We start from the raw sequence: 14,091 nt of genomic DNA on the forward strand, positions 1-14,091 counted from the left end.
TGTTATGTGAGAAAGAGATTTATTATCAGCTATGTTAAAATGCAATCCTTATACTTTACCAACCCAATACGGACAAAAACTTATCTTGGGGCAACTTATCGAAGAAGCCAACGCCGTGGAATGTGCCACCATAGTTAACAGACATTTAGGACCAGTATTATTAATAACTAAGGATATGCAAAGCGCTTTACGGCTACATAACGAGATCAAGAAGTTCACCGATCACCCTGTACTCATTTTGCCTGATTGGGGTATCTTCCCGTATGACATATTTTCGCCTGATCAAAAAAATATTTCCGATAGGATTGCAACCTTATACCAGCTGCCCACATTAACACGTGGGATCATCATACTGTCAGTGAATACGCTGATGCAACGGGTCTGCCCACATGCTTTTTTGCACCGCCATACGCTTTTTATTACCAAAGGTCAATACTTGCCGCGGGAAAAAGTACGTGCCCAATTGGAACAGATTGGTTACCGTCGAGTCGATCAGGTGACAGAGCACGGGGATTTTGCCATTTATGGAGCTCTGTTAGATATTTATCTCATGGATGGGTCGGGGACTTATCGCATCGATTTTTCAGGTGATTATATCAATAGCTTGTATATTTTCGATATAGACACTCAGCGCAACTCGCAGGAAATTACTTCTATCAATATGATGCCGGCACATGAATTTCCTACTGATAAAGCCGGGATAAATCTTTTCTGCAAACGTTGGAGAGAACAGTTTGATGTATGCGACGATACCGAGCATATTTACCAACAAGTAATTAAAGGTATTCTACCAGCAGGTATCGAATACTGGCAACCTCTATTTTTCAGCAAGCCGTTGGTGACAATATTTAGCTATCTGCCAATAAAAACGCTGGTGGTTAACACGGGCGAGCTCAAGTACAGCGCCGACCGTTTGTGGCATAATGCTTCTAAGCGCTTTTATAATGGACAAATGGATCCTATGCGCCGCCCGCTATTACCGCCAGAAAAACTATGGCTCAGAGTTGAGGATCTATTCGCCAAACTCAAACGCTGGCCATGGGTGCAACTTAGTAAACAAAAACTGCCGGAAAAAGCTGGCCAGTACAACATGGATTATCGTCCTTTGCCTGATTTAGCAGCAAAGGCGCAGCACAATAAGTTTATAAGTAAGTTGCGCCAATTTTGCGAAACTTTTGACGGCTCCGTGATTTTTTCAGTGGAAAGCGAATATTATCGAAAAACCTTAAGCCAACTTCTGACTCAAGTAAATATTCTACCAAAACTGATTAGACGGCTGGATGATGCAGATAAAAAAGGTGTTTATCTCATCATCGATACTATCGAACACGGTTTTATCGATGCAACGCGCGCACGGGCGCTAATTTGTGAAAACGATCTGCTAGGAAAACGAGCTAGTTGGCGGCAACAAGATAGTCGCATAACAATTAACGCCGATACCATAATTAATACATTAGAAGAACTACATGAAGGACAGCCGATCATACACCTAGAACACGGAGTCGGTCGCTACGCCGGAACGACAATGTTAGAAGCGGGGGGCATCAAGGCCGAGTATTTAATTCTCAACTATGCCAACAACGATAAGCTATACGTGCCTGTTTCCTCATTGCATCTTATCCGACGACATTTTAGCAGCACTAATGAAAATGTGCAATTGCACAAACTAGGTGGGGACGCTTGGGCACGGGCGCGGCAAAAAGCAGTTGAGCGGGTGCGAGATGTGGCGGCGGAGATTTTAGATATTTATGCTCATAGAGCTGCCAAAAACGGCTTTTCCTTTAGATATAACCGGGAAAATTATCAATTATTCTGCAAAGACTTCCCGTTTGAACTTACCACAGACCAGACTAAAGCAATAAACGCAGTACTAAGTGACATGTGTCAACCATTGTCTATGGACCGTCTGGTCTGTGGCGATGTAGGCTTTGGCAAAACCGAAGTCGCGATGCGCGCTGCTTTCATAGCGATTGAAAATCGTAAACAAGTAGCTGTGCTAGTGCCAACCACCCTTTTAGTACAGCAACACTTTGATAATTTTCGAAAAAGATTTAATAAATGGCCGGTACGTATCGAGATGATTTCACGTGCTTGCGGTGTTCTGGATCAAAACAAAATTCTCAAACATACCGCAGAAGGCAAGGTGGATATTTTGATTGGTACCCATAAACTGCTAAAAAGTGATATCAAATGGCATGATTTAGGGCTACTCGTAATTGACGAGGAGTACCGTTTTGGGGTGCACCACAAGGAACGCATTAAAGCAATGCGTGAAAATATAGATATTCTTACCCTAACCGCCACACCCATCCCACGCACGTTGAATATGGCGATGAATGGTATGAGAGATTTATCTATTATAGCCACGCCACCATCACGACGAATGTCGGTGAAAACGTTTGTACACGAATACGATGAGTTGATAGTTCGTGAGGCTATCATGCGAGAAGTGTTGCGCGGCGGCCAGGTATATTACCTATACAATGAAGTGCAGCATATTGAAAAAACAGCAGAACGCCTCAAAAAGTTGGTGCCAGAAGCGAGCATTGTAATCGGACATGGCCAACTACGTAAGCGAGATTTAGAACGAGTAATGAACGATTTTCGCCAGCAACGATTCAATGTACTAGTATGTACTACCATAATTGAAACAGGCATAGACATCGCTAATGCCAACACCATCATCATTGAGCGGGCGGACCATTTTGGATTGGCGCAACTGCATCAACTACGCGGCCGTGTCGGCCGTTCACACCACTTGGCTTACGCCTATCTACTAACTTCGAAAACACAAGCGTTAAGCAAAGACGCTTATAAGCGATTAGAAGCCATCACTTCGCTCGAGAATCTGGGATCCGGTTTTGCTTTAGCGACGCAAGATCTGGAAATCCGTGGCGCTGGAGAACTACTAGGAGAAGAACAAAGTGGTCAAACAGAAAACATCGGTTTTTCTCTGTATATGGAGCTCCTGGAAAGCGCGGTAAATGCACTTAAGGAAGGTTATGAACCATCTTTAGAACATCTTACTAATAAAGTAACAGAAGTGGATCTGCGTATACCAGCCCTACTACCGGAAGAGTATATTCCCAATGTCAACATGCGCCTATCACTATATAAACGTATTTTTAGTGCCGTTACTGATCGTGAAGTCGAAGACCTGAAGGTAGAACTCATTGAGCGCTTCGGTTTGCTGCCCGCATCGGCGAGATATTTACTGACGATAGCTCACCTCAGACAGCGAGCGCAACGTTTAGGCATCCGGCGCATCGAAGGCAGTGATAAAGGGGGATTTATCGAATTCAGTGCAACGAACCAAGTTGATCCCGCTTATCTTATCAATCTTATCACACACGAGGCTGACACTTATAGATTCGATGGCCCGACCCGCTTAAAATTTGGCTGCGCCCCAGCGGATTACACGGCTAGGCTAAATTATATTGACATGCTACTAAGCAAATTACAGAGACATACGTGAGCGCCTAACCCTTAAGGTAAAGGGGTAAAAATTAACCTAATACATTTTGCTGAATTGATTGTTAAGTAACACTCATAAGATACTGCTCGTAATATTAACACGATGATTTTGTTTCGTCTTGCATCGGTAAGATAATATAGTGTAGGTTTTACAGTACTGCGCTTACTGACACGGTGTAGTAAACATCGTTTTGTGGATGGGAGTCCTATAAATGACTTTAGTTAGTATATTTAAATATAAAAGTAGAACGCAGTTAAAGCTGAGCGTCCGAGCCGCGATACCAACATCTTGTTAATAATGATTAATGCACAGAAAAACGTCCTAAGAAACATTCACTATTCACTTATAGTCAACAACTGCATAATGCTAAATTAATTTTGACTACAAACATAACTATAGCTTTAGAAAATTTTCCAAAAACGATAAGCATGCCCTATAATAAATCTCAAGGTTTTTTACAGTAAATTTCTCATAGGTAATTAAGATTATAAGAGAAAAATCTACTCAACTAGCACTTTAAACACTTTGAGTTGTTACCGGATCCTTAAATACGCAAAAAGCAGAGAACGCGCCAAAAACCCGGGAATAAAAAGCGACATATTGCCAAGATGTTTTGAACGTGGAAGATAGTAAAAAGTAGCATATTTCCGAAGTAAATGGCAAAGATTCGCTGGTGGCTATCTGGATTTAACGGTACCACAAGCTTAATCTTGATTGCAAAAAGAAGTTAAAATACGTCCGAAATAAGGCGGATTGCATAGCCAACCGCAAAGGTATTTCACCTATTTAGGTTAGTACAGTTTGAGATGCGGACGGATCACACGGTTGATAATGCCAACAAGTATAATTAAACCGGTTTTGATATATCCATGTAGCTCTATTTGGTGCATGCGGTATAGCGCAATGTAAACTGCGCGGGCAATGCATCCTTCTATCATCATCGAGCCACGCATCAAGTTTCCCATCAAGCTGCCAATGGTGTTAAAACGCGATAATGACACCAAAGTACCATGATCTTTATAAGTATAAGACTTTAGCATATTCCCACGCAGTAACGCTAAAATGTTATCGTGAGCATGAGCGGCCATTTGATGCGCTGCCTGCGCGCTTGGAGGTACTAAATCCCCATCCGGCATCACGCACGAAGCACAGTCACCAATAGCAAAAATATTCGGATCACGCGTAGTTTGCAGTGTGGACTTAACAACCAATTGATTGATAAGATTAGTCTCTAAACCGGCCAAATCCTTCATGAAGTCTGGCGCTTTAATGCCAGCTGCCCAGACCATGAGTTCAGCTTGAATATACTCGCCATCTTTGGTATGCAAACCGCCATCATCCGCACTGGTGACTATGGTCTTAGTTAAGACCCTGACTCCAAGCTTCGTTAATTCTTGATGCGCAACGGCAGAGATCCGCTGTGATAGCGCCGGCAGAATACGTTCTCCTGCCTCCACCAAAGTGATATTCAAAGCCTGGCTGTTTAATACTTTAAGACCATAGCTATTCAATTTATGAACCGCATTATGAAGCTCAGCCGATAATTCCACACCGGTTGCACCGCCGCCGACGATAACTATATTGACTTTTTCTTCTGAATCACCCTTCGCGGAAAACTTAAGAAACAGATTAAGCATTTTATTATGGAAACGCCGCGCTTGACGCGGATTATCGAGAAGTATGCAGTGTTCCTTTATTCCCGGGGTGCCAAAGTCGTTCGCAGTACTACCGATCGCTATCACTAAAATATCATAGTCTAGCTGGCGGGTTGTAACAAGCAGTTCCCCCTGCTCATCCCGAATTTCGTCGAGTAAGACTTGTTGCTGCTTGCGATCGATGTTAATCATATTTCCTAATTGAAAGTGGAAATCATGCAGATGGGCATGACCCATGTAACTAATTGCATCCAAGCCTTCATCAAGCAAACCTGTGGCTACTTCATGCAACCGTGGTTTCCATAAATGGCTATGGTCGCGGTCTACTAATGTGACATCAGCGCGCTGATGTCGTCCTAATTTATGTCCCAGGTTAGTCGCAAGCTCCAGGCCGCCAGCCCCCCCCCCTACAATGACAATTTTTTTTAATGCCATGGTCATAACAACCTCCTTAATGTAGCGCATCTTTAACTAACTGCAACAAAACGTCGCTTTATTATATATACCTGAGTTTTTAGGTTAAAATAAAACCTTTTCATTTACATGAAATTTTAATCTATTATGATGATTAGTCTCGTTATCCGATACTGGTATTATACTTGAGTGCTTTAAAAACTGCCTGACTATCAATATATAGAAATATTTTAAATGTATGGCCTGTTTACTGATGCAGTATCGTTTTATATAACGAAGAAAATAACAGGATTATGTATTTAGTATCTAAATACATAATCCTGAAGCGATAATAGAGATAATAGCGATCGCGTATTTTCCGCAAAATTATCTACAGATGTTGCATGTAATGCAACATCTACATATTTTCCTCTTAAGATCAATTAATTTTACCTGATTTTTCTTTTTTTAGTAAAAGATTCTGGTTAAAAGATATTTTATTAGTCGTCTATAACATACAAAGTCGGTCAGTTCAGATACTGAATAAAGCAAAAGCAGCAAGATAACATACTGATCTTCCTGGGTTAATTGCTGTAATTTCCTTCTTTTCTTTATAAGGTGATGTATATCACCACAAATATAGTTAATGCTATAACTAATAAGCCGAAACTCGTAATACATGAACTACAAGATAGGACCTTTGAGTGATTATTAGAATCATTCGCATTACAACTGTGCAATAAACACTCATCTTTTTTTGTTAAGTTAAGCGGTACGGGGCTATGTTCGCATTTTTAAAATTATAACAATAATTACCTAGCAACAGATGCTAGATAAAAGATTTTTTGATCTATAAGGCTTGTCGACAAAGGCAAATGTTTTTTGAATTTTAATCAAGCAATAATTTGCTATAGTTTTTATTAAGATAAGCACCTAAGATGTTAAACTGATACCGCTGTCTTTGCGGAACAATGGCTTGGTGTCCCCATAATACTATCCCCTCTTCAGTGACAACATCAATCTGTCCACTGCTTAACATAACGTGTCAATAGCAATCAATTGCTCTACTTAATGATAAACGTTATTTGCCATCTGAGTATCACGCAGAAAAAATTCCGCTTATCGTCAGCGGAGGTAACCTTACCCCCAAAATATCCCTGACCCCTAATAAATACCGTAGCGCTTTCTATACGTCCCACTTACCGGGAAAACCGAAGACTAAATACCCATCACTTTTAACCTCATACCCTATCTAGTTGATATAATTATGCATTGACACTATAGCAATTCTAACTAATGACAAATTTATAGCCGCTATGCGGTAATAGCTCTTATAATAGATTTTAGTTTACCACAGTCGTCCAGGTCAACACCTAGAACCTTTTAATATTGCTAGGAATGTCATCTCGCAGTTAGTACCCCTTTCAAACTTAAAGACATGTAATATTATTGCGGTAAAATTAAAAGTAAAAAGACGTCTTCGATCATGTTAGATAAAAAGACGCGGGCAGTTTGTATATTTGATTCATATCTAATGTGAAACATTTTTATGAATAGCCTTAAACAATTAAATATCAACTACGTTGATATACTAGGTAGTATGATATTTAATACAACTCGTAAATACAACAATAATGTATTTGCTGCATTAATATAGGGCAAAATTTTTTTACCTTATTTAAGGTACGATAAAATCGGCAGAAACCTATATTAAGTATTATGTTATTTATTTATCCTAATGTATCAACAGTAAACTAGCTATACAAGACAGCTTAATTGCATAATGCGATGTATTTTATATTTTATATAAAAATATCTTATTTATGTATGCTAGCAACATACAGACGACGACTTATGTCGTACTTAATATAATTATATCAAGCAAGTGTTATTTTATTATCTCGTTTGAATTCATAAGGTTAATAACAGTTTTCCTTTTTAAAATGCGTGATAAAATACTCTGTAAATTACTTACAACTTAAATCATGAAATTACCAAAGAAGACTTAATTTCTATATTGTATCATCATGTTTTCTTTTTTAGTATTAATGATAACCTTATGTATAATTAATTCGAAAGAAGTATTCTACTAATACTTTATTCGGTAAGATTACTGACGATATAACAAATGATATAATAAATAGTGTTGTATGTTTTAATGGTTATTATAGGATGTGGCAACCACGGGAAGCAACTCTAGGGCGGTAGAAGGGGCTTCTCTTTCTGATATGCAGATTTCTTTACTACATGTGTTTTTCCCATTTGCCATCTGTTAACATTTTTATCAACCCCTCATCATATGCAAATAAAAGTTAAGCCCTAAACAAAGGGCATTAATTTTTTATAGCGCCGGAGCTTAACTGCCTAAACTCTAGTTACTTATTGACGTTAGCTCAATTACCGTACGGTAAAATATAGCCATATTTTTATTTATTATCCTACGTCATCACTGACATGCTCACCGTTATAATAATCCGGCAATTATTGATCATTAGCTACAAAAACCTCAGTGAGAACATGATTAAAATAATAATTAGCCAAAAGATTTTATATTTAGGACGAATGCTGTACGGATTTGTGACGAGGTTGACTCCCCAAAAGACTTTTGTTAAAATTAACATAGTGATAATGAAATTATCAGGTTGTGAATGCAGCTACAAACCTTGTGTTTATGGAGACAATGACAGCAATATTATCTTATCTGACGTTATAATATTAAGAGCGATAATCAGTAAAGTTTGGTTAGTATAATCCTATTAAATATTATCGTTTAATAAAGTCAAATTTATCTTTACTTTTAAATACAGATTTAATTTTCTATAAACAACAGATGCTAAAGGTAATTAATTTCGGCATGGCATCAACAAAATGTTATTGCTAACTCCCTAGTATTGAAGAGGATTTGACGCCATGTAGCCGAGTCAAATGTTATCACACATGAAGCAAAAGTGATTTTATGATACCAACAAATAGCACTATGTAATAAAACAGATAGCTAACTGATTCAAAGAAAATTTGAATCAAGGATCTAAAGTGCATAATTTGTTATTGCACACAGGGCAATAAGCAGTATTGTCTCTTCCCAATATTTACCTCATTTATTTTACGCTGGAATCTCTACCCCTACCTTACATAGGAAAGATAATATTCCTAGCTTAAATTCATATGCAATCTTGACTACTTCGCCGTCTAATATATAAAAATGTGCAAGTGATAACCTATCTAAGCGATCTTAACCTAACTTACTTATTTTAACCTCGCACTTATCACTTTATACGCGGCTTTATCATTTACTTATCAGTTACGTGCACGGCCTAATTAGCCGGAATTGGTTTTCACAAATAATTATTTTGTCATTTGCCACTAAAATCATTAGTTTTTTGACCTACAAGCGATTTCAGGATGAAAATAAAAAATTATTTAAATAGTTGCAAAAAATGTAATGATTGATGTTACGCTGAGATTAAACTTAACATGGTAGCCGCGGAACCACTTCAGTAAACATCATTCCCTTATTAGTAGAAAAAATTTCATTTAAATCGAAATAGTTTAAAACTAGTAATGTAATTGACATTAGCGATACTATCATCATGACTACTAATGAGATGGCAAAACATCCATTAATATACGATATTTTCGCCCTTATACTACTCACACTATCGGTGGAATAAAATTCACTAACACTTCCACGGCCTACTATTATTGCAATAATGTATAACTCAATATTTACTGCTCAGTATGAGGAGAAAATAGTTTTATATTACTTAATAGGTCTTGCGCGGTGTGATCGAATGTCGTTATGGCAATGACAATGAAGGTGGTATAAAGGTAACCCTTATTACCAAACTTAAGGCTTACCAATAGAAATACTCACGAAATGAGTATTACAACGTGTCGCAATATTAAAATTGATGGCTCAATGTATCGTACCTATTTTAGTCTTGACAGCAAGCTGAGTAAATATAGTTCAACCTACGTTTGTTCGGCTGGCAAAGCAAAAGTCACGCAGCTTCAAAAACTATTAACAACGATCATTAGTCCCAATGCACCATAATACTTATACCTAGACTTTGTCCGCCTAACGCAAAAGAATAATTAAAAACATTTACAATTTGTTACTGCTAAACTGAAAATTTTAGCCGATGTAATAACTAAATTTTAAAGTAGCTAACGGGTAGGCAAAACAACTTTTATGCCTGCAATACAAAAAATACTAACACAAGAGTTTTGATGTAATCTAGTACAAAAAACTCAAGGCATCTATTAAGGATACTTGTTTTATAACTTAGCATGGAACATGCAATAAAAACATCAGCTTCATTGACTAGATATAAAAACATTATAAGAAGAAAACCTCATAACTAACGAATTCATGAAAGACTGAAAGGTAGTGCTGAAGGAACTTTATTCTATGTTGGATTCAACACTATCAAGTTGTGATGATTATAGTTCTACAATGAAATTAGTATTTCAGCATGAGGTTTAGCAGATTGTGACACCAGGTGATACATTGAATTATTAGACAATATAAAATATCTCTACGTTACTATTCAGGAGATCTACGGCGATATCATTAAAATTATAGATACTATCGAATACAGTTTTGCTTCTTCAGCGTAAAATTTGATTATTTGCCAAGGATAATAATCAGTTGACTAACTGTACAATATTATTAGATGCAGCCTGCATTTCAACTATTACTTGTTATCTTCAAAATTATGGTAGTTTACTTTCCAAGTATCTCAAACCTTAAGTTACGATTTAAAACTGAAAATGATCATTGCAAGCGCTTTAAAAAAATTTTTTTCTATAAACCAACTTCTTAATTATGTGTTTACAACAAGGTCGGAGTTGTTGCCGAAATAGCGCTACTGGCTACTAACTTCACGATAATTGAGATATAGATACCTAAACCAGCATCACATAAATACATGAGTCTTTCATTAAACATGAAGTTTTAAAGCAGAATTAACCAAATGCCGCGATTGTTACCGCAATAAAATAACAGGTAGACATTTTTATTTATGAGTATGTCTATTAACGACATACCATGGAGATGTTTTGCGCTAAAATATATTAATAGCAATAACACAAGAGCTTAAAAATAAGTTGAATGTTTTAATCAGCAAAACACTGGTTAAACTAACACGATGTATACTAAATTATCAAAACAAAAAATCATCGATAACTATTTGTTTATTAATTATTTAAAATTTATTTTTAATTTTACGATGAGATGACCAACTATTACCAATTTGCTTATGCAAAGCAACTCTAAACTGTATATCTATAAAAACTAAAGAAACACAATTACAACATAAGCTGGGAACCGCCAGATAGTTGCGCAAAATATCCTTCTACGCTTATAATCAGAGCATAGGATGGGTGATGAAGAGGTGAATAAGCTTATCAAAAGCTTGGTTAAGCGATGTATTGCTAGAATTTATCGTCAAGTAGTCACTAATCTAATTAACCACAAACCACTTATTTACATGTGGTTAAGCAGCAGTGGTTTCCACCTCGGATACAAGATATGCTCGACGTTGAAGCATCATGGCAATATGATATGGTTTCTCCGGCATATAAGTTAAATCATGCCGCACAAACTACCCTCTCGGTATGATCATTAAACCTATTAGGGAGCTTTGGCGCCAAAAAAATAAAAACGCCGTACCAAATTATCACAATAGATCTTAATTTTAAGATATGTGTAACCAAAATGACAATTAAAGAATCTGATTAATTATTTCGATTTTTTCTATCCTGCCCCATATCCTAAGAGTAATATAATGATTGCTTAAACTAAGCAGATATCTTCTTAGAGATTAAAAAATGTTAGAAAAACTATTTAAATTGACAGAGCACCGTACAACGGTACGTACTGAGATAGTCGCGGGTTTAACTACTTTTTTGGCAATGGCATATATCTTGTTTGTCAACCCAAATATTTTGGGATACACCGGTATGGATAAAGGATCGGTGTTTGTCGCAACTTGTCTCGCGGCGGCGATAGGTTCAATATTGATGGGAGTGATAGCTAATTATCCGATCGCTCTAGCTCCCGGTATGGGGCTGAATACCTTTTTCACCTATACCGTGGTTTTGCATATGGGGTACACTTGGCAGATAGCATTAGGATCAGTGTTTCTATCAGCTATGATTTTATTTACGCTATCGATTTTAAAAATTCGCGAATGGATGATCACCAGCATCCCTTTGCCGCTACGTTCAGGTATTTCCGCTGGTATAGGGTTGTTTCTGGCTATTACTGCATTGCAGAATGCCGGCATAGTAGTCGATAATTCGGCGACGCTGATCGGCCTTGGTGATCTCACCCGGCCGAACTCGCTTTTTGCCATACTGTGCTTCATTGTCATCGTGGTGTTAGAAGCACGCCGCGTACCGGGTGCGGTATTAATTAGTATTTTAGCGATTACTTTTTTGTCTATTACAGTCGGCATTAGCTCGTTTAGCGGTTTTATCTCCATGCCGCCGTCTATTGTTCCTACTTTTCTGCAGCTAGATATCTGCAGTGCTTTAGATATATCTTTGGTAAGCGTCATTGTTGCTTTTTTGTTTGTGGACGTGTTTGATAATTCCGGTACACTTATAGGTGTGCTCACACGAGCAGGACTTGTGGATGAACAAGGGAAAATTCCTAAAATGGGAAAAGCGCTATTAGCCGATAGTACTGCCGCTTTGTTTGGTTCATTGTTAGGTACGTCAACTACCACCAGCTATATCGAATCCGTAGCAGGCGTTAGCGCGGGCGGACGCACAGGTTTAACAGCAATTATTGTCGGAATACTGTTCTTGTTAAGCCTTTTTTTTGCGCCCTTAGCATCAAGCGTACCAGCGTTTGCTACAGCACCGGCAATGTTGTTTGTAGCGGTATTAATGATCTCTGAACTAGCAGAAATTGACTGGAAAGATATCACCGTATCAGCTCCAGTCACCATCACAGCTCTGGCCATGCCATTAACTTATTCGATTGTGAACGGAATAGCATTTGGTATAATTACCTGGACGTTGGTAAAATTGTTGACTGGCCTCTATCGTGATCTTAACGCGACACTAATGATACTATCAATGTTGTTTATAATCAAGCTAGGTTGGCTGCACACCTGAAACGCTGTCGTGGGTGGGCTGTCTCAAAAGCCATTATCAATTAACTGCGGTTATGACATTACTCTCTATCTTTTACAGGTGACTTAATAAATTCAGTAGAACGTATTTTTGCTTAGGGATAAGATAAGCCCTACAAAGCTTGTAACGACTGATCACTTGATAAGCGAGGTTCCTGTATGACTACATAAGGCTTACGATTGCCGTGGCCGGATTAGAAAACCTGATCATAGTAAAAATTATGTGCCGGCATGACAATTTGGCACCGATACATCTGACGACGAAAGTTAAATCTCTATAAATTGCAACTTTAAAGTCTTAATGCATAATCCGACATATACATCGCTTAAAAATAGAATGTAGTTGTACGCACATAATAGCAGAGATATCACAAGAATCGCTCACACGGTAACATGTAAAGCTGCATAATACTACAGCGTATGAGCAAACATCTCCAATTTAACAATACATGGGCGGCCTGCCCAGAAAATAATCATTCATCTATGCTGTACAAGATATGTACGTATGGTACATGGAATTAATGTCCAATTACTTAATTTATGTTTTGCCTGAAACATAAATACTTAAATTTAGTTTGACCTTCATTGCGCCACTAACTAATTTATTTAATATCCAAAATGCTTTTCATCTACAATCGTGCAGTCTAGACTAAACCGACCATATGTCTCCAACTCTTGTAAAGCATCGAATCGACAAACGTGCTAAAAGATGGGATGTTAACCCGCGCGCAGAGCCTGTCTTTAGCAGAAATAAATGTAGTAGTAGCTTAGCTATTGCCTATATTTTTACCATATGACGTTTTATGAAATAACGAAGGGTAATTTATTAGCGCGTTAACCACCACATGCTTTATTATAAACAAGCAAATCAACAAAGACTTGACTGGATAGATATTTAAAAGCATAGGAGGAATAGTCAACGGCGAGCTCTGGTCTCCGTACTAGCTCATATCTCTCAAGCTAATGGGGTGGGGGTCATCAATTACAGTACAAATATACGCGCTGTAGTTGATGTCCCTATGATCTCTATTCTACCGACAGTGCCTGAACTCAAACTAGAATCGTCTAAATAAGGAGCTAGACATAATCGTCAATATCTTTGGGAAGATTGTGCCGGAAATAATTATGGACTATTTTAACAGTATTATACTTAGTTATTAACAATGGCCACTATCTACGACTGTAAAGTTAACCAAAACCATAAAGCAAAACGAGAAGATACTGCAGCTATTGTTATTGGTCTGGCGTGATACTTGAATTGCCCATCGTGCCGATCGGTATGGCATCTATGCCGTAAGGCATAAAAACAATACAACGAAATTATTTCTGCGACGTGGAAATGCTTATAAATATTTCAGTAATTACAAATTATAAGTTATCTTAGTGGAAGATCAGGTGATAAACACTTTTGTCTCCTCGTAAA

Annotated in this window: 3 protein-coding genes; 2 read left to right on the top strand and 1 reads right to left on the bottom strand. The window is 37.8% G+C overall.

All coding sequences use genetic code 11. The features are described from left to right. The first annotated feature begins 31 nt into the window (after positions 1-31). Positions 32-3,475 carry a transcription-repair coupling factor gene (gene mfd / locus HBA_RS02630; protein WP_097032465.1) on the top strand — a complete coding sequence of 1,148 codons (3,444 nt, stop codon included), beginning with the start codon at positions 32-34 and terminating at the stop codon, positions 3,473-3,475. Positions 3,476-4,266: 791 nt separating this feature from the next. Here the strand turns inward: mfd and HBA_RS02635 are convergent. After that, positions 4,267-5,571, bottom strand: coding sequence for an NAD(P)/FAD-dependent oxidoreductase (locus tag HBA_RS02635; protein WP_097032466.1), 1,305 nt, complete (start codon positions 5,569-5,571; stop codon positions 4,267-4,269). 5,784 nt (positions 5,572-11,355) lie between these two features. Between HBA_RS02635 and HBA_RS02640 the strand changes: the two genes are divergently transcribed. Continuing rightward, complete coding sequence (locus HBA_RS02640; RefSeq protein ID WP_097032467.1) at positions 11,356-12,651, top strand: NCS2 family permease; 1,296 nt, start codon at positions 11,356-11,358, stop codon at positions 12,649-12,651. Positions 12,652-14,091 lie beyond the last annotated feature (1,440 nt).

The organism is Sodalis endosymbiont of Henestaris halophilus, from assembly GCF_900161835.1.
GTDB lineage: Bacteria > Pseudomonadota > Gammaproteobacteria > Enterobacterales > Enterobacteriaceae.

What these genes read in the sequence shown, in the direction of transcription:
- mfd (WP_097032465.1), top strand. Translation starts at nt 32, where the DNA reads ATGTTAAAATGCAATCCTTATACTTTACCAACCCAATACGGACAAAAA.
- HBA_RS02635 (WP_097032466.1), bottom strand. Translation starts at nt 5,571, where the DNA reads ATGACCATGGCATTAAAAAAAATTGTCATTGTAGGGGGGGGGGCTGGC.
- HBA_RS02640 (WP_097032467.1), top strand. Translation starts at nt 11,356, where the DNA reads ATGTTAGAAAAACTATTTAAATTGACAGAGCACCGTACAACGGTACGT.